The sequence below is a fragment of the Streptantibioticus ferralitis genome (assembly GCF_029223525.1).
Lineage (GTDB): Bacteria > Actinomycetota > Actinomycetes > Streptomycetales > Streptomycetaceae > Streptantibioticus_A > Streptantibioticus_A ferralitis.
This window is the reverse complement of record NZ_JARHTQ010000002.1, coordinates 1-25,293: the sequence shown is the minus strand read 5'-3', so window position 1 is coordinate 25,293 and position 25,293 is coordinate 1. Positions and strand designations below refer to the sequence as shown.

General features: G+C 68.4%; 18 protein-coding genes, 2 pseudogenes and 2 riboswitches. Of the genes and pseudogenes, 13 read left to right on the top strand and 7 right to left on the bottom strand.

The window, feature by feature from the left end; genetic code table 11:
• Positions 1–94: 94 nt before the first annotated feature.
• Positions 95–463, top strand: a complete 369-nt coding sequence (locus P2L57_RS02925) for a hypothetical protein (protein WP_275807712.1) — start codon at positions 95–97, stop codon at positions 461–463.
• 672 nt (positions 464–1,135) lie between these two features.
• Entirely contained in the window at positions 1,136–2,479 is a 1,344-nt protein-coding gene (locus P2L57_RS02920) for an ABC transporter substrate-binding protein (RefSeq protein WP_275807710.1), read from the top strand.
• A 47-nt stretch (positions 2,480–2,526) separates the two neighbouring features.
• On the opposite strand, the gene P2L57_RS02915 is transcribed toward P2L57_RS02920, so the two are convergent.
• Both P2L57_RS02915 and P2L57_RS02910 read right to left on the bottom strand, forming a co-directional pair.
• Positions 2,527–3,204 (bottom strand): RICIN domain-containing protein, encoded by a 678-nt coding sequence (locus P2L57_RS02915; RefSeq protein ID WP_275807707.1) that lies wholly within the window; start codon positions 3,202–3,204, stop codon positions 2,527–2,529.
• A 138-nt stretch (positions 3,205–3,342) separates the two neighbouring features.
• Entirely contained in the window at positions 3,343–4,383 is a 1,041-nt protein-coding gene (locus P2L57_RS02910; protein ID WP_308292425.1) for an NAD(P)-dependent alcohol dehydrogenase, read from the bottom strand.
• Between the two features lie 87 nt (positions 4,384–4,470).
• Here P2L57_RS02910 and P2L57_RS02905 point away from each other — a divergent pair, with 87 nt between their 5' ends.
• Positions 4,471–5,145, top strand: a complete 675-nt coding sequence (locus tag P2L57_RS02905) for a TetR/AcrR family transcriptional regulator (protein WP_275807704.1) — start codon at positions 4,471–4,473, stop codon at positions 5,143–5,145.
• An 85-nt stretch (positions 5,146–5,230) separates the two neighbouring features.
• Here the strand turns inward: P2L57_RS02905 and P2L57_RS02900 are convergent.
• Together P2L57_RS02900 and P2L57_RS40530 are read right to left on the bottom strand one after the other, a co-directional pair.
• Positions 5,231–5,353, bottom strand: a pseudogene (locus P2L57_RS02900) (oxidoreductase); the annotation flags it as partial.
• A 66-nt stretch (positions 5,354–5,419) separates the two neighbouring features.
• A complete protein-coding gene (locus tag P2L57_RS40530; protein WP_344183936.1) occupies positions 5,420–5,659 on the bottom strand; it encodes an alpha/beta fold hydrolase in 240 nt (79 codons plus the stop codon).
• A gap of 2,503 nt (positions 5,660–8,162) precedes the next feature.
• Between P2L57_RS40530 and P2L57_RS02890 the strand changes: the two genes are divergently transcribed.
• Together P2L57_RS02890 and P2L57_RS40100 are read left to right on the top strand one after the other, a co-directional pair.
• Positions 8,163–8,564 carry a hypothetical protein gene (locus tag P2L57_RS02890; protein ID WP_275809233.1) on the top strand — a complete coding sequence of 134 codons (402 nt, stop codon included), beginning with the start codon at positions 8,163–8,165 and terminating at the stop codon, positions 8,562–8,564.
• An 89-nt stretch (positions 8,565–8,653) separates the two neighbouring features.
• A complete protein-coding gene (locus P2L57_RS40100; RefSeq protein ID WP_275809230.1) occupies positions 8,654–8,857 on the top strand; it encodes an NUDIX hydrolase in 204 nt (67 codons plus the stop codon).
• A gap of 254 nt (positions 8,858–9,111) precedes the next feature.
• Here the strand turns inward: P2L57_RS40100 and P2L57_RS02875 are convergent, their stop codons facing one another.
• Entirely contained in the window at positions 9,112–10,224 is a 1,113-nt protein-coding gene (locus tag P2L57_RS02875; RefSeq protein WP_275807701.1) for a quinone oxidoreductase family protein, read from the bottom strand.
• Positions 10,225–11,498: 1,274 nt separating this feature from the next.
• On the opposite strand from P2L57_RS02875, the gene P2L57_RS02870 reads away from it, so the two are divergent.
• Both P2L57_RS02870 and P2L57_RS02865 read left to right on the top strand, forming a co-directional pair.
• Entirely contained in the window at positions 11,499–12,785 is a 1,287-nt protein-coding gene (locus tag P2L57_RS02870; RefSeq protein WP_275807699.1) for a hypothetical protein, read from the top strand.
• Positions 12,786–12,851: 66 nt separating this feature from the next.
• Positions 12,852–13,610 carry an enoyl-CoA hydratase gene (locus P2L57_RS02865; RefSeq protein ID WP_275809122.1) on the top strand — a complete coding sequence of 253 codons (759 nt, stop codon included), beginning with the start codon at positions 12,852–12,854 and terminating at the stop codon, positions 13,608–13,610.
• 128 nt (positions 13,611–13,738) lie between these two features.
• On the opposite strand, the gene nicT is transcribed toward P2L57_RS02865, so the two are convergent.
• A complete protein-coding gene (nicT, locus tag P2L57_RS02860; RefSeq protein ID WP_275807696.1) occupies positions 13,739–14,866 on the bottom strand; it encodes a Nickel transporter NicT in 1,128 nt (375 codons plus the stop codon).
• Between the two features lie 33 nt (positions 14,867–14,899).
• A riboswitch (cobalamin riboswitch) is annotated at positions 14,900–15,110 on the bottom strand.
• 83 nt (positions 15,111–15,193) lie between these two features.
• On the opposite strand from nicT, the gene P2L57_RS02855 reads away from it, so the two are divergent.
• Both P2L57_RS02855 and metE read left to right on the top strand, forming a co-directional pair.
• A complete protein-coding gene (locus P2L57_RS02855) occupies positions 15,194–15,568 on the top strand; it encodes an ArsR/SmtB family transcription factor (protein ID WP_275807693.1) in 375 nt (124 codons plus the stop codon).
• A 291-nt stretch (positions 15,569–15,859) separates the two neighbouring features.
• Positions 15,860–16,073, top strand: a riboswitch (cobalamin riboswitch).
• Positions 16,032–18,485, top strand: a pseudogene (gene metE / locus P2L57_RS02850) (5-methyltetrahydropteroyltriglutamate--homocysteine S-methyltransferase); the annotation flags it as partial. Its footprint overlaps the riboswitch before it by 42 nt.
• Here the strand turns inward: metE and P2L57_RS02845 are convergent.
• Positions 18,366–19,256 carry an isocitrate lyase/phosphoenolpyruvate mutase family protein gene (locus P2L57_RS02845; RefSeq protein ID WP_275807690.1) on the bottom strand — a complete coding sequence of 297 codons (891 nt, stop codon included), beginning with the start codon at positions 19,254–19,256 and terminating at the stop codon, positions 18,366–18,368. The pseudogene metE and the gene P2L57_RS02845 sit on opposite strands and share 120 nt — an antisense overlap.
• A 25-nt stretch (positions 19,257–19,281) precedes the next feature.
• On the opposite strand from P2L57_RS02845, the gene P2L57_RS02840 reads away from it, so the two are divergent.
• From P2L57_RS02840 to meaB, 4 genes are all read left to right on the top strand, one after another.
• Positions 19,282–19,860 (top strand): hypothetical protein, encoded by a 579-nt coding sequence (locus P2L57_RS02840; protein WP_275807687.1) that lies wholly within the window; start codon positions 19,282–19,284, stop codon positions 19,858–19,860.
• Between the two features lie 115 nt (positions 19,861–19,975).
• Positions 19,976–21,787: a methylmalonyl-CoA mutase family protein gene (locus tag P2L57_RS02835; RefSeq protein WP_275807684.1), complete on the top strand. Its 1,812-nt coding sequence runs from the start codon at positions 19,976–19,978 to the stop codon at positions 21,785–21,787.
• Positions 21,787–23,964, top strand: coding sequence for a methylmalonyl-CoA mutase (scpA, locus tag P2L57_RS02830; protein ID WP_275807681.1), 2,178 nt, complete (start codon positions 21,787–21,789; stop codon positions 23,962–23,964). Before P2L57_RS02835 ends, scpA begins: the two co-directional genes overlap by 1 nt.
• 12 nt (positions 23,965–23,976) lie before the next feature.
• On the top strand, positions 23,977–24,963 hold the full coding sequence (gene meaB, locus P2L57_RS02825) for a methylmalonyl Co-A mutase-associated GTPase MeaB (protein WP_275807678.1): 987 nt from the start codon (positions 23,977–23,979) through the stop codon (positions 24,961–24,963).
• Positions 24,964–25,293: the final 330 nt, after the last annotated feature.

Genomic DNA, 25,293 nt, shown 5'->3' with positions numbered 1-25,293 from the left:
GCTGTGACAAGACGCCTGCTCGACGTGTCGAACGAGTCCACCGAGGACGACGACGAGGAGTCCGAGCCGCATGCACTGTCACAGATCCAGATCGTTGACCCTGCCTACCGTGGCCGACTGCCGGTTGGTGCCCGCCGGAGTCGACTGGGACGCCATCCGCGTGCCGCGCACCATCGGCATGGACGTGCTGAGAATTCTCGGGAGACACAGCGGCGCCGTCATCGAGGACCCGTGCGGGTCCGCCCTCTATTGGTTCGTGAGCAAGGGTGCGGCCACCGCGTGGGATGTCCCCGAAACCCGTCCACTCGGTGTGACGCATCACTTGGTCGTGCCGTCGACGCACCGTGTCAGACGGCCAGGACCGCACTGGCTGTTCTCCCCCGCTGACCGTCAACTCATCACCGACGTAGGGAACTTACGGGCCGCCGTCAAGGACGCGAGCGCATTGCGTCGCAATCCGTGACGGGAGACAGGACAACAGCCCGTCGCCGAACCTTGCTCAACCGTCGGCCCCGCTGCGCGGACGGCCGACCGCACAGCTCCGTCTCTCCCCCCTCAGAGGGACGGTGAGGGTCTGCCCGATTGGGGCGGGCAGACCGGCGCAGGCCGCCCCGTCCCTCGTCAACCCCATAGCGGGGAACGTGGCACGGGGCGGTCTGTCGAAGGTGCCCCTGTCAGGGCCGCACCACCCTGGATTCTCGGAGGTCTGCACGGTGATACGGCGTGACCACATCGCTTTGTCCACCGGTACCGGAACCGCCTCCACAGCGACGGACTGGGTGAGTTCGGGCGAGGCGCCCGGATTGCGGCACCAGCGGTGCCCGGCTCGCGCGGGATTCGGCCACGACTCGGATGTTCTGGGACGCCGCGAGCGTCAGCGTCATGCCTCTGCGGGCGATGTCCTCGTCATCGAGAAGCATCACCGTGGCGAACCGCTCCTCGTCGCAGTGGCCCTGGTTGTGGTGGTGCTGGGGCATGGCAGACGTCGGCGCTCGCCCCTGCGGTGGCTCAGCTGGCCGCGGTTGGGCGTAGCCGGTCGGCGCGCGGGTATTCCCCGTCACGGCAGGGCCGCAACGTGCCAGTTCACTCATCCCACAGGAGACGAACAATGTCGTTCAGTCCGTCCGGCCACCATATGTCCGTCAGCGCGACTGCCGTCGCATGCGCGACCATCCTGTCGAGCACCGCGTGCAGTGGGGCGCAGGGCGACCGCAGCCACCGGCCTCCCCACACCGTCAACGTCCTGATGGTCGACAACCCGCAGATGCTCGACCTGGAGAGACTGACCGCGACCTACTTCACCAAGGCCACCGGTATCAAAGTCAACTTCACGGTGCTGCCCGAGGATCACTTACGAGACGAAGGCAACAAGGACTTCTCCCGCCAGTCCGGCCGTTACGACGTTGCCTCCCTCAGCAACTACGAAGTACCCATCTACGCCAAGGCGGGTTGGCTCGCTCCACTCACCGGCTACGCCGCGGATGACAGGTCCTTCGACCAGAACGACATCCTCGCGCCCATGGAAGAGTCCCTGACCGTTTCCCGCCAGGTCTACGCGGAACCCTTCTACGGTGAGTCGTCCTTCCTGATGTACCGCAAGGACCTCCTGGCCGCCAAGAACCTTGCGATGCCGGCCCATCCGACATGGGCCCAAGTCGCCAGCATGGCGGCCCGGTTGGACGGCGCGGCGCCTGGCATGAAGGGCATCTGTCTGCGCGGGCAGCCGGGTTGGGGCGAGGTGATCGCACCGTTGACGACGGTGGTGAACACCTTTGGCGGCACCTGGTTCGCCGCGGACTGGAATGCGGAGCTGACCAGCGACCCGTTCAAACAGGCAACGCGCTTCTATGTCGACCTGGTCCGCCAGCATGGCGAAGCCAAAGCCGCGCAGGCCGGCTACTCCGAGTGCCTGAACGACATGGAGCATGGCAGAACGGCCATGTGGTACGACTCCACCGCGGCCGCGGGAACGCTGGAGCAGTCGGATTCCCCAGTCAAGGGAGACATCGGCTACGCACCCGCTCCGGTCGAGGACACGACCGACTCGGGATGGATCTACACCTGGGCCTGGGCCGTGGAGAAGGCGAGTCAACGCCGGGACGACGCATGGAAGTTCATCTCATGGGCCTCCAGCAAGGGCTACGAGAACCTCGTTGGCAACACACTGGGTTGGTCCAGGGTCCCCGCAGGAAAACGCGGTTCCACGTATCGGAATTCTCAGTACGCCCAAGTGGCCGCGGCATTCGCGAACGCCACCCTGAACGCCATCAACACGGTGAATCCCGACTTCGCCGGCATTCAGCCGCGGCCGACCACCGGGGTTCAATTCGTCGACATACCGGAGTTCTCCGGCCTGGGTGACGAGGTTTCCCAACGGATCAGCGCGGCAATCGCCGGAAGGATGAGCGTCGACGACGCGTTACAGCAAAGCCAGGAACTCGCGGAGCGGATCAGCACGAAGTACACGGGCTCCGGCTGACCTCGCACTATGGGCAGCGGTACGCGGACCGCTGCCCAAGGACGCGATCAGAACCGCTGGTTGAGCGTGAAGGTCTGGGCGCCGTCGTTGGTTGTGCACTGCCACTGTTGGAGTTGCGTGCCATTGGATGTGGACTGGTTGGTCACGTCCGGACACGAGCCACTGTTCTTGGCGATGAACTCGCACTTCCCATCTCCGAGCGGCACCGGCTTCCACAGCTGGTTGATGACGCCACCGTAGGTCCGGAGTTGAATCGGTGTGCCGTTCGCGGTCGCGCTCGGCCCACCGGCGACGTCCAAGGCGAGCGAGGGTGCGTTGCGGTTGATGACCGCGTGGTAGCCGTCGCTGGTAGGGATGAACTTCCACGCCTGGTTGGCCTGGGCGTTGCCGCAGGACCACTGCTGAACGGTGGTGCCGTTGCTGGTGCCCGCGTTGGTGGCGTCGACGCACTGGCCGCTGTTGGTGTTGGTGATCGCGTACCAGGCGCCGGTGTCGATTCCGTTCGTTGGCGACGGTGTGGCGGGCGCGGTCGACTCCGAGGTGGGCCGTTGGGAGGCGGGGGAATCGGTTGTGCCCTTCTGGCCGTCGTGCCCGGATGCCATGACTGCGGCGGCCACGGCGCCCGCCATGCCGACGATGCCGACGGCGACGACCCCCGCGGCGATCGTGGACCGCCGCCGGACGGGCGCACGCGAAGGTGCCACCTCGGTGGGCTGCAGACTCATCCCACGGTCTTCGTGCTGGTGATGTGCGTTCCTTGGTCGGAGCACATGGTCAGACGAAGGCCGCCTGGGTGTACGGCAGTTACCCACGCGAGTGATCAAGTTCGACGCATCGTTCGAGACTCGAGGTTAAAGATCAAGCTAGATGGTGATCACGACCTTGCCGCGGGTCCGTCCGTCCAGCAGGTGACGGATGGCTGCGGCGACTTCGATGAGCGGGTAGGTCCGGTCGATCGCGGGTGTGACCTTGCCGGACTCGATGAGCTCGCGGATGGCCGTCAGGTCTGCGGAGTTCTCCGAAGCGACGAAGGTGCCGAGGTTCTGGCCGACGAACGGAGACAGCGCATGAGCCCGGAGCTGACGGTCGATGCCGCCGAGCCACCGTCCGTCGGTCTCGCCTCCGACGATGACGAGTCGCCCCGTCGGGGTCAGGGCCCGGCGGAGATGTGACAGTCGGCGGTTGCCCCCGATATCGAGGATGACGTCGTAGCAGCCCTGACCTTCAGCGATGTCCGCTCGCGTGTAGTCGATGACATGGTCGGCACCGAGGGCGCGGACCAGGTCGAGCTTCGAGGTACTGCTCACGGCAGTCACTTCGGCTCCGTATGCCTTGGCGATCTGTACGGCGAAGGTACCCACGCCCCCGGATGCGCCGACGATCAGCACCTTCTGTCCGGCCCGGACTCGCCCGTGGTCGCGCACCGCCTGCAGGGCGGTGATCCCGGAAACGGGCACGGCGGCCGCCTCGCCGAAGGAGAGGTTTGCCGGCTTGAGGGAGAGCTTGTCGGGTCGCACGTGCGCGTACTCGGCGAACGAGCCGCTGCCGATGCCGAACACCTTGTCACCCGGCTTGAAGCCGGTCACACCGGCGCCGACGGTGTGGACCGTTCCAGCGAGAGCGCGGCCCGGGTTGGAGCTCTTGGGTCTGCGCAGACCGAACCCTGCCATCCGGATGGGATAGGGCAGGCCGGCCATCACATGCCATGTACCCCGGTCCACGCTGGCCGCGTGCACTCTGACCAGGACCTCGTCTGGCCGAATCGTGGGCGTGTCGATCTCCGCGAGCCGCAGTACGTCCTCGGGCGCCGGCCCGTACCGGTCCTGGACGATCGACTTCATCGTCGTCCCCGCGGCGGCCAGAGTCGCCGACTGGGTTGGGCTGTCGAACTGCTTGCGCTGCATTGCGACGCTCCAGAGTCTGATGTCCTTACGTCGTAAGGTTGATCCTTACTCTGTAAGGTTGTCAAGGTCGACGACAGGAGGACCCAGATGCCCCCGCGGCCCGCGCGCGACCGAGTGCCCCGCATCCCACTCAGCCGCCAGAAAGTGCTGCACGCGGCTGTCGCCCTGGCCGACGAGAACGGGCTCGAGGCGCTCACCATGCGCAAGCTGGGCGAGGCGGTCGGGGTCGAGGCGATGTCGCTCTACACGCACGTGGCCAACAAGGAAGATCTCCTCGACGGCATGGTCGACCTGATCTTCGGCGAGATCGACCTGCCATCCCCTCAGGACGACTGGAAGACAGCGATGCGGCAACGGGCGGTCGAGGTTCGCCGGATCCTGTCCCGCCACCGATGGGCGATCGGCCTGATGGAGTCGCGGAGCTCACCCGGTCCGGCGACGCTGCGCCATCACGACGCCGTCCTCGGGTGCCTTCGCAAGGCGGGTTTCTCCGTTGCACTGGCCGCGCACGCGTACTCGGTCCTCGACAGCTACATCTACGGGTTCGCCCTGCAGGAGCGCAGCCTGCCGTTCGACACTCCCGGCTCGGCCACGGAGCTGGCGCAGGCCATCCTGGCGCAGGCCCCCGCCGACCAGTACCCGCACATGGCCGAGCTGGTGACCGAGCAGGTGCTGCACCCCGGCTACGACTACGGCGACGAGTTCGCATTCGGGCTCGACCTGATCCTCGACGGGCTGGAGAGAGCAAGCCGACAGGGGTGACGCCTCGGATTCCCCTTGCCCACCGGCCCGCCACCGGGGGCCACGGGAACGGTTTTGTTGTAACCAGTCAGCCGGACCAGCTGACTTACGGCGCCGGAGTGAGCAGTTCGGCGTCGATGACGGTGAGCGCTGTCCCGCTCAGCAGCGTGCGGTCACCGCGCAGTTCGGTGCGTACCAGGCCGCTTCGAGCTGAAGCTTGAAGACCGGTGGTGCGCTCCAGGGGCTTCATCTCCCCTGAGAGTTTGTAACACGCTCTTGCGAGGCGCTGAGGTGCTCACGGTGACGCCGTGTGCTCGAGGATGATCTCCCCGATCCGTCGGGGCAGTCCAGGGGAGAGCAGTGAGTGTCCCATGCCGGGAATCACCTTCAGGCGGGCGTGCGAGATCTGCTCAGCGAGCGCCTGGCCGTGCGGCAGCGGGCGCAGTGGGTCTTCTGTGCCGTGGATGACCAGGGTTGGGGCCTTGATCGAGGACAGCGGGGCCAGGCGGTCGTCGGTCATCTGTCGTGCGGCCACGTCGTGGTGGTCAGCGGCGGCGAGGTCGCGGGTTCGGTTGTAGGAGGCTTCGAGGAAGCGGCGGGCGGCGGGCTCGTCGAAGGGCAGGGCGTCGCCGTTCAGGACGCGCCAGGTCTCTAGGTTCGCGGCGAGGTACTCCTTGCGGGTCGTCTGGGGCAGGGCGGCTCGATGCGCAAAGTCGGCTTGCGGAAACGCGGCCGACTGGCGCGCGTCACCACCGGCTCTCTGACTGGCCGCTCCCGAAACCGGAGCAGGTTCTCAAATCCCGACCGGGTCCAATCCACCCCCCGCTCTGAACACCACATCAGATAGAGAGCAACCCGGCCCGCGTACACGCGCTCCGTGTTCGCCGACCCGCCCCGTCCCTGCACCGCAGCCAAGAATGCCGTGGCTCCCGGATGCAGTTGAAAGCCCTCATCAACTACGACCCACGAAACAGCACCATCCCGCGGGAAGACCGCCCGCTCGGCATGAAATCTCACGAGCTGGCCAACGACGCCAATGCCGCCCGGACATCACTGATACCAGCCATGTTCAGCCCGAAAGCCAGCACCAACTCACGTGCCTCACAAGGTGATCGAAGTAGAGATACTCGTACCATCAGCCGCCTTTCACCCGGCGGCGCCCGGTCACGGCCACCCGCAGGTTCTGGCCGCGAGGCAGCTGCACGCGCGCCCACGGCCCGGCGCCCGCGTAAATGCCCTCCTCAGCCATGCCGTAATCGTACAAACGATCGAATAGCGGAGCCCGTCAGGGCGCCGTCACAGGCGATCTAGTACTGCTGTCACGGATGGACAGGGCATGGGTGAACCCGCTGCAGATGTGGTGCCCGACAGGCTCACGCGCCATGGGCCGTTCGACCCCCTCGCGATACCAACACCCCGCCGTAGCCTCAATTAAAAGAGAGTCGAAATGTTAAGGAAAAGTTGAAATGTCCAGCAAGTCCGCCAAGCAACGCAAGCGAGCGGCCGGTGCCGCCATAGTCGCCGCGCTGGCGACCGGCACCCTCTTCGGCGGCGTCAGCCCAGCGCTGGCAAAGGCTCCCCCGCCCCAAGTGCAGGCACTGGTAGCAACCCCGGCCATCCACGACTACGTCGGACAAGGAGGCCAATCCAATCCCAACGACTACAACGGCGGCTTCGCTGATGGCTACCACCTTGGAGCACAGCAAGGCAAGACCGACTATTACAGCGGGAAGTCCTACACGCCCGTTCCAGCCCCCTCGGGGCATATGACCCAATACGACCTTGGGAAGTACCGTGGTCAGGCCGAGGGGTACGGTTTCGGTTACAACGAAGCAAAATCTTTGGGAAATATCGGACTCTACGGAATAACGCATGCCGTAGTTACTTCCGGGCCCTCAGCAACGACTACTGCGCCGGCGACAGCTCCGCAGCAGGGCAGCACACAGTCGACCACGCCCTCGGCAACGACTACCGCGCCCGCGACAGCTCCGCAGCAGGGCGGCGCACAGTCGACCGCACCCTCGGCAACGACCACCCCGCCGGCGACCGGGCCTGAAAGTGTTTCTAGGCCGCAGCAGAGTGGACCTTATTCACAGCTGACAAACGTTCCTGGAAACCCTCTAGCGTCTCCGCTCGGAAAGATTCCTGGAAGCCCTCTAGCGTCTCCACTGACAGAGTTCGGTGCGCCGCAAACCACGCAGCCCACCATCTCACCTGGGGCCGCGTCAGCAGCCGCGGGAGTACTAGGGCTTACTCCCGAACAGGCCGCCGCATGCGGCTGTGAGTCCGGGGCTGCTGCCTCAACACAGTCCGGGGCTGCTCCAACAGACACGGGGACCGCTCCGTAGCAGGCGCGAGGGCCGGTGTATCGAGGAGTGCCCTTCCCCGGGCCAGCTGCCGACGGGGAAGGGCACCCAATGGCCAAGGCCGATAACTGCCGACAGCTCGGCAGCACGTCAGAAAGCCGACCGGCTATCGTCGCCCGCAGGTCGCAGCCGCGTTGATCAGCTATTGCGCCGCCCCGGATGCAGCCAAGCACCACCGGAGCCAACTTCAGGCGGCTGCGGTAGAAGACCGGCAACGGCGGCACGACGCCACCAGCGAAGAGCGATCACACTCGTACGGCGACCAGCCGCACACCCGAACGTGGCCGCAGGTCACCCACACGCGGGTGCGGCCCACATAGACGCAGCAGAACGTCCCCGCCCGGCCGTGAGGCCAGACGGGGGCAAGCTCAGCAGATCAGTCGACACGGGGGCCGAGCCGCCGGTACGCGGCCGACAGCAGCAGCGTCACCGCGCCCAAACCACCCAGAGCAGGCGATGACAAGGGCCCTGAGCTGGATCCCGGTGTGCAGCCGTGGTGGGCCGAACCAGGACTGTCCGGCGTGCAGTTGCACGTCGCGCTCTTCCCGAGCGCATCCGTGTAGGTGAACGTCCAGCCGCTCGGCGGCGGTCCGGCCGGACCCTGGGCGTCGTCCCGCCCGTCCTTTCCATACCTTCCTGGGGGCCCGGCGGGCGGTGAGGAGTTCGAGCAGGATGCCGGTCTTCTCCCAGGTCGGCGGAGAGCTGCATGAGCTCGGCCGCGTTGCGGGCCAGGCGCTTCATCTCGTGCACGGCAGGATGACCACCTGGTCCGGCGCGGTCTCCTTGATGTCGTGCGCGAGCTTGAGCGCGGCCGCCATCTCGGGGCGGTGCTTGACCCGGGTGCTGATCTTCTCCTGCGAAGATCTTCGTGCAGCCGGCCGCCTCCAGGGCCTCGATACGCTCACTGGCCTGCCGGCGGCGGTCGCCTTGGAGTTGGAGCGATCGGTGAAAGCCACGCTGCGGCTGGCTGGTGAATTACCCGTGCGCGGCCGGGAGTACTACAGCGACCGGGTGACGGCCCTCGTTATTGCTGGACAAGTGGCTACTGCCGGGCGGCCACCTGGAGGCCGATGACGCCACGCTGCTGGGCGCGGCGCTGCGGGAGTTGACGGAGGAGACCGGCATCCCCGTCGCCGCTCGTCTCCGCGGCGGGTGGTCGGCCCGTGCACATCGATGGGCACCCGATCCCCGCCGACCGGGCCAAGGGCGAGGCGGATCACCAGCACATCGACTTTCGGTTCCTGTCCCGCACGGACGCGGATGTGGCCGAGTTGCAGACGGAGGAGGTCACGGACGCTGCGTGGCGGGAGACGCCGAGCCTCAGCGATGAGCGGCTGCGTGACCGTGTAGCGGAGACGCTGCGCTAGGCCCGGCACGACAACGGCCCGGCGGTCGTCATCCGTCGGGCCGTTTCCGAGAAGCGCGCTACGGGAGGTTGACCCACATTGGACAGCAAGACATCAAGGCGGGCACGGCGGAGGTGAGCGAGCAGGCCACCGAGCGGGGCGAGCGGGTCGCCGCGATCGATATCGCCAAGGCTTCGGGGATGGTGTGCGTGCGCACGCCACCGAACTCGTCGCTCGCCTGCGCGCATCATCGTGGGAGAACAGGCGTCTGCCCGTCACTTCGCTGCGGCCAGGTCGCGATCCACGATCACCGCCACCTTGCCTAGTGTGCCACGGCCCGCCTTAAGCGACTGCAGTCCTGCATTGATCGCCTCAACGGTGCTGTCGATGGTCTGGCTGACGTGCGGGACCACAAGTCCCTGCGTCGCCCACTCCATCGCCAGAGCCATCCCGCGTTGGAGAAGGGCAAGCGCCTCGCTGTCGAGCGTGGCGGGTTCAGAGAAGTAGCGCAGCAAATTGACGTTGACATGCTGGGCGCCGCGCTCGGCCAGGATGGCATCCACCGGGCTGTGCGTATCGACCAAGCGTGTCGTCTTGCCGGGGCCGACGCCGAGCACGATCCAACTGCCGCCCCGCCGGACGGTCTTCGCGGTCTCGACAAAGCCCTGCTCGCTGTAGGTGGCGTCGAAGACGAGGTCAACGCCCCGGCTGCTTGTCAGCTTCGCGATTTCGGCCGGGATGTCGTCGCGCTTGTAGTCGAAAACGTGTTGGGCTCCGGAATGCCGGGCCAGTTCGATCGATTGCGGCGTACTGCCGCTGCTGATGACCAGTCCGGCCCCCAGGGCACGCGCCGCCATCTGCACGGCGAGATGCCCGACGCCGCCGCCACCGCCCGGGATATAGACCGTGTCACCGTCCTGGACGGCCCGGAAAAGACTCGCGAAAGCGGACAGGAAGGCCATCGGAAGCGCCGCCGCATCGCGGAAGCTCAGGGATGGCGGCTTGCGGGCGGTGAGGAATTGGCGGGCGACGGCATAGCCGCCTTCGCTTCCGCTCCCGCCCGTTGCGGCCCAGCCGCCATCACCGTTCAAATCGGCCATGGCCGCCACCGCGTCGCCGACGGCTACGCCACTCACACCATGGCCCACGGCGACCACCACGCCCGCGAGGTCAAGACCGAGAACGACGGGGGGCGTCCGTCCCATGAAATTGAGGTCGGCCAGCTTGTACTCCAGCGGGTTGAGCGACGAGGCGGCGACGCGGATCAGAACCTGGTCGGCCGTCGGCTGCGGGACGGGAACACGCACCGCCTCCAGCGGCAGCCCAGCTCGGTCTCTTGTGTAACCGACGCCGAGAAACGTCTTCGGAGTCTTTTGAGTCTGCTTCATGTTTCCGCTCCCATCTGATGACATGCCCGGCCGCGACGGCGCCGGCAGGGCGGGCGTGATTTCGCGTAAGATCTCGAGGAGCACCCGAACGAACGGCGGCCCTCCACGAGGTGCTGCAGGGCCTCCGCCGCGGACTCGAGCGGGAATGTCTTCGCGACAATCGGCTTGACTGGCCCGACTGTGGCTCGGACCTGTGTGTTCGCCCCTCGCTGGGGCCGCACGGAACCCCCTGCGGGAAGCTGAAGGAAACGGGCGACCTCAACATCACCACAGCGCGCACCGGGGGAGGCCATCGGCACGCTCAGCGGACTTCGCCCATCGCCCGTTCGTGCGCGCCCAGCTGTAAAGACGCTGAATCTTTTGGTGGCAGCACGACGTGAGCGGCCGTCACAGTCATCGGTATGACTCTCCCACCCAACGCCGTGCTCGTCCTTGAAAAGAGCGAAGACCTTCCTGGCAACGGGTGACTTAAGCGACTCAGGCCACATAGCAGCACACCCTCGGCGGCACGGACGTCAAGGCTGAGTGACCCATCCGACGGCGAGCGGGGCGGCTCATGCCCCACGGGAATCGCCCCGACCGACGGCTGAGGCGCCGGTCTTAAGTTAAGGTCGACCCGCCGTGAACCGACGTGAACCGGCGTGAACCCGTTCGGCGGACACCGCACGAAGTCTGCACGACCGTGCACTTTTCCGCCGTTCGAGACGGGCCGTCCGAGTGGAAACCTCCGGCCGAGGTGAACACGTCGAAAGTGTCCGTTAGATTCCATGATGACTCGACGACGATTCGGGCTACCGGCGTCACCGGTAACGCGTTCGGGAATATGTGAACGCGTTCGGAGGAGGTGACCTCGGCGCCGCGATGACAGGCGCCGCTCTCGCCAGCGGCCTTTGACGAACGCAGCGGCCAGCCCCTGCCGCAACCTCTCACGCCACGCGGCACAGACCCCACAAGCCAAGAGCCCGGTGGCAGCTTTCTACGCGGGTTATCCGCGGTCGGCGACCTGACCACAAGGAGTGGCCATGCCTGCGAAACCCAGCTTGGCCCTCGCGATCGTGGCGGCGGTCGTGTACGCGTCGATCGCCGGTTGCACGACAACCAGAACGCAGCAACCGTGGGCCTCCCACCTCGGTCCGGTGCCGAGACCCACGGTGGGGTCAATCGACGGCCCCTCGCAGACGGACAGAGCGGTTCCGCTCTCTGAACCAGTGCATGGCACGCCGATCGAACCCCCGGCGCTGCCCGGGGCGCAGCCGATCTCGGGGAACGATCGGGTGTACACCGCCGACCAGGACTCCAACACGGTCAGTGTCATCAATCCGGCGACGAACACGGTGCTGGGCACGATCGCTCTGGGCAAGCCGCGGTTGAGCCCCGGCGCGGACGTGCTGGGGGCGATGTACGACGGGCAGATCGACGTGCACGGCCTGGGCTTTTCCCGGGACGGGAAGTGGCTCGACGTGATCGACGTGACCACCAACGCCGTCCATGTCATTGACACCGCGACCAACCGAGTAGTGCGCACCGTGTACGTCGGGCGGGCGCCGCACGAGGGATTCTTCTCGCCCGACGGCACGCGGCTGTGGGTGGCGGTGCGCGGCCAGGACTACGTCTCGGTGATCGACTGGCGGGCCGGCAGGGAGGTCGACCGGATCCACACCGAGGACGGGCCGTCGAAGGTGGTCTTCAGCCCAGACGGCAAACTCGCCTACGTCAACCACCTGCGCGCCTTGGTGCTGGACGTGATCGACGTGGCCTCCCGCCGGATCATCAGGCGCGTGCCGATCCCCGAGCAGGCGGGTGGGTCCTCCGACGAGGCTGTCTCACCCGACGGCCGGGAGATCTGGCTCGGCATGCCCACCAACGGCCGGACCACCGCTGTGCTCAATGCACGCACCTACCGTGTGGAGGCGGTGCTGCGCACGGGGCCGCGCACCAACCACCCCAACTTCGTCACGGTCGGCGGCGTCGACTACGCCTATCAGACCGTGGGCGGACTGAACGAGACCTTGGTGTACCGCCGGTCGCCCAACGGTGCGCCGCCCACGCTGGTGAAGGTCATTCACAACCACGGCTACGGTTCCCACGGCATCTGGCCGAGCCCGGACAACACCAGGGTCTACGTCGCCCTGCAGAACTCCGACGCGGTCGACGTCATCGACACGCAAAGGATGTCGGTGATCACGACCCTCCGCATCGGCCAGTCGCCGATGGGGCTGGTGTACGTGGCGCGCAGCACTCCTGCCACCAGCACACTCAACCTGGGCCGGCAAGGTCTGGGCATGCGCACGCAGAACCTCGCCCTGCGCGTCCTCGGTAGCTCCGGCCGGGGCACGGCCCTGATCCGGGCACTCCCCGGCATCGACGAAGTCGACATCGGCGCCACTGGCATGCCACCCAACCAGCAGTTCACCGCCTACGCCGGCGACGGCACCCGCACTACGGCGCTGATGACCATGATGAGCGACCAGTTCGGCAATATCGACGAAGGCCTGTCCTACGCATATTTCTTCGCCAACCACTACACCTCCGTCATCCTCAGGCCTGGAACTCCGCCCTGACGAAGCTAAGCTTGGCGTTTAATCCCGGCAAGATCGTTTCTTGTTGGGGTTCGCTGTTCGCCTGACATCGGGCACAGCCGCAAGGGTCGTACCGCGCTCGTCACTCTCAACCGGCCCGCGGCGCTCAACGCGCTCAATCTCCAGGTCATGAACGAGATCGTGGCGGCGACGGAGGCGCTCGACCGCGACCCCGACGTCGGCTGCATCGTCATCACCGGCTCGGAGAAGGCCTTCGCCGCCGGGGCGGACATCGAAGAGATGAAGCCGCAGGGCTATATGGACATGTATCCCAGCGACTGGTTCACCGCCTGGGACCGGCTGGGTCAGCTACGTACCCCCACGGTCGCAGCCGTCGCCGGTTACGCGCTCGGCGGCGGATGCGAACTCGCCATGCTGTGCGACATCCTGCTCGCTGCCGACACCGCGGTCTTCGGCCAGCCCGAGATCAAACTCGGCGTCATCCCCGGCATCGGCGGCTCCCAGCGCCTCACCCACGCCGTGGGCGAAGCCAAGGCCATGGAGCTGTGCCTGACCGGCCGCACCATGGACGGAGAGGAAGCGGAACGGGCGGGCCTGGTCTCCCGGATCGTCCCCGCCGACGCTCTGCTCACCGAGGCCCTCGCGGTCGCCAAGACCGTGGCAGGCATGTCCGCACCGGTCGCCATGATGGCGAAGGAAGCCGTCAATCGCGCCTTCGAGACCTCGCTCACGGAAGGCGTGCGTTTCGAACGGCGCCTGTTCCACGCCCTGTTCGCGACAGCCGATCAAAAAGAGGGCATGGCGGCCTTCGTGGAGAAGCGGCAACCGGAGTTCTCCCACCGGTGAGCTCCGAACCACCGCTTGGCGCCGGGCTCCCAAGGCCCAGGCGCCAAGCGACGGTTCACCTTGTGCCGCTCAACGCCGAGCCTTCACCCGTCATCGGAGCAAGTCCGCTGAGCGACCGGACCGCAGGATCAGTTGGGTTCCGCGGCCTTTGGCTTCCAGCGGTGTTCGACCTTGGCCAGTCGCCAGTAGCCCAGGGCGCAGGCCCAGACCACCACGAACAGGCCGACGATGATGAAGCCCACGTTGTTCAGGTCGATGCCGGAGATCCAGTTGGTGACGGCGTCGTTCAGGTTGAGCTGGTCGTGCAGCACGCCGACCAGTTCGATGGTGCCGATGAGGAAGGCGACCGCGATGGACAGGCCGGTGATGGTGAGGTTGTAGTAGACCTTGCGCACCGGGTTGGAGAACGCCCAGTGGTAGGCGAAGTTCATGAAGGTGCCGTCCAGGGTGTCGAACAGGCTCATTCCGGCGGCGAACAGCAGCGGCAGGCACAGGATCGCGTACCAGGGCAGTCCGGCGGCCGCACCCGAGCCCGCCATCACCATCAAGGCGACCTCGGTGGCGGTGTCGAAGCCGATGCCGAACAGCAGGCCGACGGGGTACATCTGGCCGGGGCGGGTGATGGACTTGGTCAGCCGTCCCAGGATGCGGTTCATGAAGCCGCGGGAGTCCAGGTGCTTTTCCAGTTCGTGCTCGTCGAACTGGCCTGCCCGCATGGCCTTGAAGACCCGGTAGATCCCGGCCAGGGAGAGCAGGTTGAGGGCGGCGATCAGGTAGAGGAAGCCCCCCGAGACGCTGGTGCCGACCACGCCGAGGGTCTGGCGGGTGCCAGAGTTGTCGTTGGTCAAGGTGGTGGCGAAACGCGCTCCGGCAGCGATGCCCCCGGCGAGGACGATCACGATGGTGGAGTGGCCGAGGGCGAACCAGAAGCCCACCGAGATGGGACGCTTGCCGTCGGCCATCAGCTTGCGGGTGGTGTTGTCGATGGCGGCTATGTGGTCGGCGTCGAAGGCGTGCCGCATGCCCAGGGTGTAGGCGGTGACGCCCAGGCCGAGGCCGAAGACCTGCTTGCCGACGGCGTAGTGGTGCGGGGCGACCATCGTCACCAGGATCGCGAAGGCGACGACGTGCAGTGCGGCTATCGCGGCCAGCAGTCCGCCGGTGCGTATCCAGTCCTTGCGCTCCCAGCGGATCAGCGGCGTGGCTGGAATCACCACTTCTGCGGCGGATGTGGGGGAGTTTTCAGACAGGGTCATCTCAGGGAGCCTCTCCAGCACCTCGTGGACGGGGACTTGTGCGGTGCCGTGGCCGGTCTCCTGGCTGACGGGTCAAACGCCGACGTACCCGACCTTCCCGGCGACCCGAAGGCCTCCAGTGGCAACCGCCTGGTGGCGGAGGTATGCCCACTCCCCGATCACAGTGGCGAGGGCCGCTCCGGACTTCAGCCCCTGTCAGGGGCTGTCACCGGTCTTCCCGAGCACCACGGCGGGACCACGGTAGAGGTCCGGCCACTGTGGCTACAAGTCTGCGAAGGTACGCAGGTGTCTTGGTTACCAAGGTGAAATGCGGTGAGAATGGGGCGCATGCACTTGGTTCCTGCGGACCGCGCGCATCAACGCGCCATTGACGAACACACCGTGTGCCATGCGATCGAGGGGATCGGCGACCCCCAGCACGTGCGCACCTGGGCCGAGCGTTTCGCCCTGCTCGCCGACCCCGGCCGCCTCTCACTACTCCTCGCCGTGCACAAGGCCGGCCCCATCGCGGTCTCCGACCTGGCACTCGCCACCGGCATCCGCGACACCGCGGTCTCCCAAGCACTGCGGCTACTCCGCGCCTCCGGCGCAGTCCAGGCCGACAAGGACGGCCGCATCGTCCGCTACAGCCTCCGCGACCCCGAGATCGCGCGTCTCCTCAAGGCCATTCCCCCAGCCGCCACGGCGCCATCGCCCACCTGACGAAGCCCGCTCCGCCCCCGGTTCCGCCAGTGCGTCAGGCCACGGCAACGGGAAACGATGGGAGGGTTGATCTCGTCGCACCTCGGGTTCGGTCAGCCAGCTGACCATTCACCGGGTACGGAACGAACGTGCTGGCGTTCTGGTCGATCCGCTGGGCGCGACCAAGGGGTGGCGCGGCGCGCTGGGCCGCGGCGCTTCCCGCCCTGAGTGCGTCCAGCGGTCACGGACCGCGTGTCCCACCTCACCATCCGAATGGTGGACGAAACCCACCGATACGACGCCCGGCCCTCTACGCTGACCTCAGCAGCTGGTTCGCCCCGTCCGCCAGGCGGGAGCGTCGTAAGAGGGAACCCGGTGGGAATCCGGGACTGCCCCGCAGCGGTGAGCGGGAACGACCGCCGTCATACGCACTGGGCCCAGCCGGGCCTGGGAAGCGACGGCCAGTAGGTGTCTCGTACGAGACGTGCCCGCGAGTCCGAAGACCTGCCCGCTGCCCGCGCGCGAACCCTCGCGTGCGGACATCCCGGTGGCCTCGAGGGCGGGTCGGCGTACACACCAGACGGAAGACCGCGCTGTGCCGCGCGAGGTCGTGCCGTCCGGTTCGTCTCCCCTTCGCGTTCTCGTCCCGTCTCCGGGATCTCATGGGATTCATCTCGCGAAGGAGATCTCCGTGACCACCAAGTCCGCAGCCGCGGCAGCACGGGCCACCGTGTACGGCTACCCCCGTCAGGGGCTGGGCCGGGAGCTGAAGAAGGCCATCGAGGGCTACTGGAAGGGCCGCGTCACCGCCGCCGACCTCCGCGCCACCGCAGCCGAACTACGCCGGACGAACTGGCAGGAGCTGGCCGGAACCGGCATCCACGAGGTACCGACCGGCGACTTCTCCTACTACGACCACGTCCTGGACACCACCGTCATGGTCGGTGCGATCCCCGAACGCCATCGCGCCGCCGTCGAAGCGGGCGCCCTGGACGGCTACTTCCCGATGGCCCGCGGCACCCAGGACGTGGCGCCGCTGGAGATGACCAAGTGGTTCGACACCAACTACCACTATCTCGTCCCGGAGTTGGGCCCGGACACGGTGTTCACCGCCGACTCGGCCAAGCAGGTCACGGAGTTCAAGGAGGCCCTCGCCCTGGGCCTGACGCCCCGGCCCGTCCTCGTCGGACCCGTCACCTATCTCCTGCTGGCCAAGCCCGCGCCCGGCGTGGCCGCCGACTTCGACCCGCTGACGCTCCTGGACCGGCTGCTGCCGGTGTACGCCGAGGTCCTCGCCGACCTGCGGGCCGCGGGCGCCCAGTGGGTGCAGCTCGATGAGCCCGCACTGGTCCAGGACCGCACCCCGGCCGAACTGAACGCCGCCCGGCGCGCCTACCGCACCCTCGGCACGCTCGCCGACCGGCCCAAGCTGCTGGTCGCCTCCTACTTCGACCGGCTCGGCGATGCCCTGCCGATACTGGCCAAGGCCCCGGTCGACGGGCTCGCCCTGGACTTCACGGAGACCGCGGCCGCCAACCTGGAGGCACTCGCCTCCGTCGGCGGACTGCCCGGCAAACGCCTGGTCGCAGGCGTGGTCAGCGGCCGCAACATCTGGGTCAACGACCTGGGGAAGTCCCTGGCCACGCTCGGCACCCTGCTGAGTCTGGCCGACCGGGTCGACGTGGCCGCCTCCTGCTCGCTGCTGCACGTCCCGCTCGACGCGACCGCCGAGCGGGACATCGAGCCGCAGATCCTGCACTGGCTCGCTTTCGCCCGCCAGAAGGCCGCCGAGGTCGTCACCCTCGCCAAGGGCCTCACCCACGGCACCGACGCCATCGCCGCAGAACTCGCCGCCAACCGGACCGACCTGGCCTCCCGCAGCAGCTCTCCCATCACCCACGATCCCGCCGTACGGGCCCGCGCCTCCGCCGTCACGGACGCCGATGCCCGCCGCTCCCAGCCGTACCCGCAGCGGTCCGCCGCACAGCGCGCCCACCTCAACCTGCCACTGCTGCCGACCACCACGGTCGGCTCCTTCCCGCAGACGGGCGAACTGCGCACCGCGCGCGCCGACTTGCGGGCGGGCCGGATCGACACGGCCGGCTACGAGGAACGCATCAGGGCCGAGATCCAGGACGTGGTCTCCTTCCAGGAGAAGACCGGCCTGGACGTGTTGGTGCACGGCGAGGCCGAACGCAACGACATGGTGCAGTACTTCGCCGAGCGGCTCACCGGCTACCTCGCCACCCAGCACGGCTGGGTGCAGTCCTACGGCACCCGCTACGTCCGCCCGCCGATCCTCGCGGGCGACATCTCACGGCCGGAGCCGATGACGGTGCGCTGGACGACGTACGCCCAGTCACTCACCGACCGGCCCGTCAAGGGCATGCTGACCGGTCCGGTCACCATGCTCGCCTGGTCCTTCGTCCGCGACGACCAGCCCCGGGCCGAGACCGCCCGCCAGGTCGCCCTCGCCCTGCGGGACGAGGTCAACGGCCTTGAGTCGGCCGGCACTTCGGTCATCCAGGTGGACGAGCCCGCGCTGCGCGAGACCCTGCCGCTGCGCGCCGCCGACCGCCCCGCCTACCTGGCCTGGGCCACGGAGGCGTTCCGGCTCACGACCAGCGGGGTGCGCCCGGACACCCAGATCCACACCCACATGTGCTACGTCGAGTTCGGCGACATCATCCAGGCCATCGACGACCTCGACGCCGACGTCATCAGCATGGAAGCCGCCCGCTCCCACATGCAGGTGGCCTGCGAACTGGCCGCCCACGGCTACCCGCGTGAGGCCGGACCCGGCGTGTACGACATCCACTCACCGCGCGTGCCGAGCGCCGTGGAGGCGGCCGATCTGCTGCGCACCGGCCTGAAGGCCATCCCCGCCGAACGCCTGTGGGTCAATCCCGACTGCGGCCTGAAGACCCGCGGTTGGCCGGAGACCCGTGCCTCCTTGGAGAATCTGGTCGCAGCGGCCCGCACGGTTCGCGCTGAGCTGCACCCGTCCTGACCCGGACGCCCCTGAAGGGCCGGGGCGCCTCGCGCGTCCCGGCCCCCGCCGTCTACCAGCGGTGCAGCCGCGACAGTGGCACGAAGGCGGCCAGCCGGTGAAGCACGAACCGCAGCAGGTCTTGGTGGACGGCGTGCGCATGGTCGCCGTGCCCGCACGTGACTTCGAGGGCCTCCTCGCGGTGTCGACGTAAGCCTTCGCCCGGTCGATCGCCGCGCCGAGGCCCTCGACGGCGCGGGTGTCGGTGCGGGCCATCAGCAGGAAGTCCGGGTCGCGGCGGGCGTCGACGGCGGCCCGGATACGACGGGCCATCTCCTCGCGGGGTACGACCGACTTGTCGTCGAGGTGGCCGCAGCGCTTGGGGTTGACCTGGTCCTCCAAGTGGAGACCGGCCAGGCCCGCGTCCTCCATCAGCTGGACGGTACGGGCGGCGTTCATCGGCTCGCCGAAGCCGGTGTCGGCGTCGATGAGGACGGGCAGATCGGTGACGCGGGTGGTCTGCTGGGCGCGGGCGGCGATCTCGGTGGAGGTGGTCAGTCCGATGTCGGGCAGGCCCAGGTCGGCGGCGAGGACGGCGCCGGAGCGCGCGTCGCCCGAGTTCCCCGGCGTGCACCGGAAGAACGCCCGTTCCCGCGCCTCGTTGACACGCTGCCGCGCCAGGCGGACACATGGGGTCCGATTGACGCGGCACAGCGCCATGGGCGACCATCCCGCCGGAGGAAACATGGACGTCACCCACGCCGTCACCACCACCGTCTATCCCGGTGAATCGGCGCTCACGATCGTCGAGGAGTTCGTGCATCTGCGGCGTCTGTCATCGCAGGGCCACTCCCCGCAGCGCGTCGAACAGCAAATCGGTGGCATGCGCGACCGGCTCGCCCAGGACGCCCGCAAACCGGGCTTCCTGGCTGTGACGGCGCGCATCGGCAGTCGGCTGTGCGGCTTCGGTACGGCCGTGCGGTCGACGGACCCCGTTCCTGCGCATCCCGCGCCGGACGCCTGGCTCCCGCACCAGTGGCCGGCGGACGCGATGCAGATCACGGACCTGACGGTTGCGCCCGTGGCCCGGGGCAGGGGTGTCCGCACGAGGCTGCTGGACGTCCTGCTGCTGCCCGCGCTGGACGACCGGGCCTGGGTGGCCGCCGATCCGGGCGACCGGGCCACGCTGGTCTTCTTCCGCTGTCAGGGCTGGCGTCAGACCGTCTTCCCGTCTCCCGGCAATCCCTCCGACGAGCGTGCGCAGGTCGTCCTTCTCGCGCCGCGCCATCCAGCGCTCGCGGACGCGTCGGCCGCTCCGTGGTGAGGGCCGGGCGCCATATCCCGGCATGTGCGCGGTGCACGTCTCACGCTTGAGACGAGAACAAGGTCACAACCGCGCCCCCTGCCGCTCGTCTGTCGACCTGCCCTAGCATCCGGGCATGACGGTCCTGCCTGACGACGGGCTCTCCCTGGCAGCCGATTTCCCTGACGCGACACATGAGCAGTGGCAGCACCTGGTAGCGGGTGTTCTACGCAAGTCGGGCAAGGAAGTCTCGGACGCCGAGGCGGAGCACGCCCTGTCCACCGCGCTGGAGGACGGGCTGCGCACCCTGCCTCTGTACACCGCGCGCGACACCGCGCCCGACCCCGGCCTGCCCGGCTTCGCTCCCTTCGTGCGCGGCGGCCGGGCCGAGGGCAACACGGCCGGCGGCTGGGACGTGCGCCAGCAGCACACGGTCGCTGACGCCGGCTCGGTCCTGGCCGACCTGGAGAACGGCGTCACCTCCCTGTGGCTGGCCGTCGGCGAGTCCGCTGCCATCCCCGTCCCGTCGCTCGACCGCGCCCTCGACGGCGTCTACCTCGACCTGGCGCCCGTCGTCCTGGACGCGGGTGTCGAAGTCGAGCCGGCCGCGCGGCGGTTGCTGCGGCTGTACGAGGAACGGGGCGTCGCGGCGGACGCGGCGCGCGGCAACCTGGGCGCCGACCCGCTGGGCCACGAGGCCCGCACCGGGCGGTCGTACGACTTCGCGCCCGTGGCCGAGCTGGCCCAGCTGTGCGCCGCGCGGTATCCGGGGCTGCGGGCGCTGACCGTGGACGTGCTGCCGTACCACGAGGCAGGGGGTTCGGCGGCGCAGGAGCTGGGCTGCTCTCTGGCGACGGGTGTCGCCTATCTGCGCGGGCTGACCGGGGCGGGGCTGAGCGTCGAGCAGGCTTGTGCCCAACTGGAGTTCCGGTACGCCGCGACCGCCGACCAGTTCCTGACCGTCGCCAAACTGCGCGCGGCGCGCCGGCTGTGGGCTCGGGTGGCCGAGGCTTGCGGGGCACCGCAGGCGGGCGCGCAGCTCCAGCACGCCGTGACCTCGCCGGTGATGATGACGCGCCGCGACCCGTGGGTGAACATGCTGCGCACCACGGTCGCGACACTGGCCGCCGGGGTGGGGGGCGCCGACGCCGTGACGGTGCTGCCCTTCGACCACGCGCTGGGTCTGCCGGACGCGTTCGCGCGCCGCATCGCCCGCAACACCTCCACCATCCTCATCGAGGAGTCGCACCTGTCCCGGGTGATAGACCCGGCGGGCGGCTCCTGGTACGTGGAGAAGTTGACGGACGAAATCGCGCACGCGGCTTGGGAGTTCTTCCAGGAGATCGAGCGGACGGGCGGGCAGGCGGCTGCCCTGCGCTCCGGCATGGTGCGCGATCGGCTGGCCGACACCTGGTCCGTGCGCAGCGCGAAGCTCGCCAAACGGCGTGAACCGGTCACCGGAGTCAGCGAGTTCCCGCACCTGGCCGAGAAGCCGGTCGTCCGCACGCCCGCGCCCGAGCCGCCGTCCGGGGGCCTGCCCCGGGTGCGGCGGGACGAGGCGTTCGAGGCGCTGCGCGCCCGTTCCGACGCCCATCTGGCCGCGACCGGCGCCCGGCCCCGCGTCCATCTGACCGCTCTGGGCCCGGCCGCCGCGCACACCGCGCGGCTCGCCTTCGCCGCCAACCTCTTCCAGGCGGGCGGCATCGAGCCCGTCACCGAGGGCACGTTGGAGGAGAGCGGGGCGCGGGAGGTCTGCCTGTGCTCCAGTGACGCGGTGTACGAGGAACAGGCCGAGGCCACCGCACAGACGCTGCGGGCGGCGGGCGCGCGGCACGTGTTCCTCGCGGGCCGTCCCGCAACGTACGCGGGGGTCGACACCTACGTCTTCACCGGCTGCGACGCTATCGCCGTACTCTCCGCCACGCTCGACCGCATGGGAGTGTCCTGATGTCCATCCCCGACTTCTCGGCGATCGAGCTGGGGACCCCGGCCGCCGACGGCGGTCCCGACGAGTGGCGTACGTCCGTGAAGAGGGCGGCCGACGGCGCCGACCTGCTCTGGGAGACGCCCGAGGGCATCACGGTCAAGCCGCTCTACACCGGGCAGGACCTGGAGGGGCTGGACTTCCTGGGCACCTACCCGGGCATCGCGCCCTACCTGCGCGGCCCGTACCCGACGATGTACGTCAACCAGCCCTGGACGATCCGCCAGTACGCGGGCTTCTCCACCGCCGAGGAGTCCAACGCCTTCTACCGGCGCAACCTGGCGGCGGGTCAGAAGGGCCTGTCGGTCGCCTTCGACCTGCCCACCCACCGCGGTTACGACAGCGACCACCCGCGGGTGACCGGTGACGTCGGCATGGCGGGCGTGGCGATCGACTCGATCTACGACATGCGGCAGCTGTTCGACGGCATCCCGCTGGACCGGATGACGGTGTCGATGACGATGAACGGCGCGGTGCTGCCGGTGCTCGCGCTGTACATCGTGGCGGCGGAGGAACAGGGCGTACCAGCCGAGAAGTTGGCCGGGACCATCCAGAACGACATCCTCAAGGAGTTCATGGTCCGCAACACCTACATCTATCCGCCGAAGCCGTCGATGCGGATCATCTCCGACATCTTCGCGTTCACCTCGCAGCGGATGCCCCGCTACAACTCCATCTCCATTTCCGGCTACCACATCCAGGAGGCGGGCGCCACGGCCGACCTGGAGCTGGCCTACACCCTCGCCGACGGCGTGGAGTACATCCGGGCCGGGCGGGACGCGGGCCTGGACGTCGACGCGTTCGCGCCCCGGCTGTCGTTCTTCTGGGCGATCGGCATGAACTTCTTCATGGAGGTGGCCAAGTTGCGCGCGGCCCGGCTGCTGTGGGCCAAGCTGGTCAAGCAGTTCGAGCCGAAGAACACCAAGTCGCTGTCCCTGCGCACTCATTCGCAGACCTCGGGCTGGTCGCTGACCGCGCAGGACGTGTTCAACAACGTCACGCGCACCTGCGTGGAGGCGATGGCGGCGACCCAGGGCCACACCCAGTCGCTGCACACCAACGCCCTCGACGAGGCGCTCGCGCTGCCCACCGACTTCTCCGCCCGCATCGCCCGCAACACCCAGTTGCTGATCCAGCAGGAGTCCGGCACGACGCGCGTGATCGACCCGTGGGGCGGCAGCGCGTACGTGGAACGGCTGACGTACGACCTTGCCCGCCGGGCCTGGCAGCACATCCAGGAGGTCGAGCGGGCGGGCGGCATGGCGCAGGCCATCGACGCGGGCATCCCCAAGCTGCGGGTCGAGGAGGCCGCGGCCCGCACCCAGGCCCGCATCGACTCCGGGCGGCAGCCGGTGATCGGCGTGAACAAGTACCGGGTGGACTCCGACGAGCAGATCGAGGTGCTCAAGGTCGACAACTCCTCGGTGCGCGCCCAGCAGATCGCCAAGTTGCGGCGGCTGCGCGAGGAGCGGGACGAGACCGCCTGCCAGGACGCGCTGGACGCCCTGACCCGGGCGGCGGGCGGTGAGGGGAACCTGCTGGAGCTGGCGGTGCGCGCGGCCCGGGCGAAGGCGACCGTCGGGGAGATCTCATACGCCCTGGAGAAGGTGTACGGACGGCACGCGGGCCAGATCCGTACCATCTCGGGTGTGTACCGCAACGAAGCAGGTGAGTCCCCGTCCGTGGACCGCACCCGTGGTCTCGTCGACGCCTTCGCCGAGGCCGAGGGCCGCCGACCGCGCATCCTGGTCGCCAAGATGGGCCAGGACGGCCACGACCGCGGGCAGAAGGTGATCGCCACCGCCTTCGCCGACCTCGGCTTCGACGTGGACGTCGGCCCGCTGTTCCAGACCCCGGCCGAGGTGGCCCGCCAGGCCGTCGAGGCGGACGTGCACATCGTCGGGGTGTCGTCGCTGGCCGCCGGGCACCTCACCCTCGTACCGGCGCTGCGCGAACAACTCGCCGAGGAGGGGCGCGCGGACATCATGATCGTGGTCGGCGGAGTGATCCCGCCGCAGGACGTGCCGACGCTGCTGGAGATGGGCGCGGCGGCCGTGTTCCCGCCCGGCACGGTGATCCCGGACGCCGCCCACGACCTGGTTTCGCGGCTGGCGGCCGATCTCGGACACGGCGACCTGTGAGGCCGTGAGTCCATGGCCATCGACCTCGACGCGTACGTCAAGGGCGTCCTCGACGGTAAGCGGGCGGTCGTCGCCCGCGCGATCACCCTCGTCGAGTCCACCCGCCCCCAGCACCGGGCACTTGCCCAGGAGTTGCTGACCGAGCTGCTGCCGCACAGCGGGAACTCCCGGCGGATCGGGATCAGTGGAGTACCGGGCGTGGGCAAGTCGACGTTCATCGACGCCTTCGGCACACTGCTGACCGGGCTCGGGCACCGGGTGGCCGTGCTCGCCGTCGACCCGTCCTCCACCCGGACCGGCGGCTCGATCCTCGGCGACAAGACCCGGATGGAGCGCCTGGCCGTCGACCCGGCGGCCTTCGTCCGGCCCTCCCCCAGCGCCGGCACGCTCGGCGGTGTCGCCAAGGCCACCCGCGAGTCGATCGTGGTGATGGAAGCCGCCGGCTACGACGTGGTACTGGTGGAGACGGTCGGCGTCGGCCAGTCCGAGACAGCCGTCGCGAACATGGTCGACTCCTTCCTTCTGCTCACCCTGGCCCGCACCGGAGACCAGTTGCAGGGCATCAAGAAGGGCGTCCTGGAACTGGCCGACGTGATCGCCGTCAACAAGGCGGACGGTCCACACGAACGCGACGCCCGCGCGGCGGCGCGTGAACTGACAGGTGCGCTGCGGCTGATGCACGGCAAGGACGCCTTCTGGACGCCGCCCGTGCTCAGTTGCAGCGCACGGGAGTCGACCGGCCTGGACACCGTCTGGGAGCGGCTGGAGCAGCACCGCACTCTGCTGGACTCCACCGGCCGCCTCGCCGCCCGGCGCCGCGACCAGCAGGTCGACTGGACCTGGACCATGGTCCGCGACGAACTGCTGGGCCGCCTGCACTCCGATCCGGCGGTCCGGTCCCTCGCCCCTGCCCTGGAACAGCAGGTCAGGAACGGTGAGCTAACGGCCACACTAGCCGCGGAACGCATCCTCGACGCCTTCAGGGGGGAGCGGAGCTGAACCTTGGTCGGTCGACTCCCGTCAGTCGCCGATCCCTCCAGGAGATCGCCGCCTTGGCCCAAGGAATCGGCGCACGCCGCGAACCGTCAATCTGGCTCATGGCTTGCTGCGGACTGCGCACAGGGTGAATCCCTCTGCGTCGGATCTCCCCACTCGCTCCCTGAGGGTGTGTGGATCACGGTTTCGGGCCCCTCCCCTGCTCCGGCGAATTCCAGGGATCGTCGCAACACGTGATCACTGACGTGTGGTGGCGAGAAGTTTAGACAGACGCTCGGCTGGGGTTTCCCAGCCGAGCGTCTTGCGTGGGCGGCTGTTGAGTTCGGCGGCGGC

Bases quoted from the DNA above. Each gene is read 5' to 3' on its own strand.
- P2L57_RS02920 (WP_275807710.1), top strand. From the start codon at position 1,136: ATGTCCGTCAGCGCGACTGCCGTCGCATGCGCGACCATCCTGTCGAGC.
- P2L57_RS02915 (WP_275807707.1), bottom strand. From the start codon at position 3,204: ATGAGTCTGCAGCCCACCGAGGTGGCACCTTCGCGTGCGCCCGTCCGG.
- P2L57_RS02910 (WP_308292425.1), bottom strand. From the start codon at position 4,383: ATGCAGCGCAAGCAGTTCGACAGCCCAACCCAGTCGGCGACTCTGGCC.
- P2L57_RS02905 (WP_275807704.1), top strand. From the start codon at position 4,471: ATGCCCCCGCGGCCCGCGCGCGACCGAGTGCCCCGCATCCCACTCAGC.
- P2L57_RS02890 (WP_275809233.1), top strand. From the start codon at position 8,163: ATGCCGGTCTTCTCCCAGGTCGGCGGAGAGCTGCATGAGCTCGGCCGC.
- P2L57_RS02875 (WP_275807701.1), bottom strand. From the start codon at position 10,224: ATGAAGCAGACTCAAAAGACTCCGAAGACGTTTCTCGGCGTCGGTTAC.
- nicT (WP_275807696.1), bottom strand. From the start codon at position 14,866: ATGACCCTGTCTGAAAACTCCCCCACATCCGCCGCAGAAGTGGTGATT.
- P2L57_RS02855 (WP_275807693.1), top strand. From the start codon at position 15,194: ATGCACTTGGTTCCTGCGGACCGCGCGCATCAACGCGCCATTGACGAA.
- P2L57_RS02845 (WP_275807690.1), bottom strand. From the start codon at position 19,256: ATGGCGCTGTGCCGCGTCAATCGGACCCCATGTGTCCGCCTGGCGCGG.
- P2L57_RS02840 (WP_275807687.1), top strand. From the start codon at position 19,282: ATGGACGTCACCCACGCCGTCACCACCACCGTCTATCCCGGTGAATCG.
- P2L57_RS02835 (WP_275807684.1), top strand. From the start codon at position 19,976: ATGACGGTCCTGCCTGACGACGGGCTCTCCCTGGCAGCCGATTTCCCT.
- scpA (WP_275807681.1), top strand. From the start codon at position 21,787: ATGTCCATCCCCGACTTCTCGGCGATCGAGCTGGGGACCCCGGCCGCC.
- meaB (WP_275807678.1), top strand. From the start codon at position 23,977: ATGGCCATCGACCTCGACGCGTACGTCAAGGGCGTCCTCGACGGTAAG.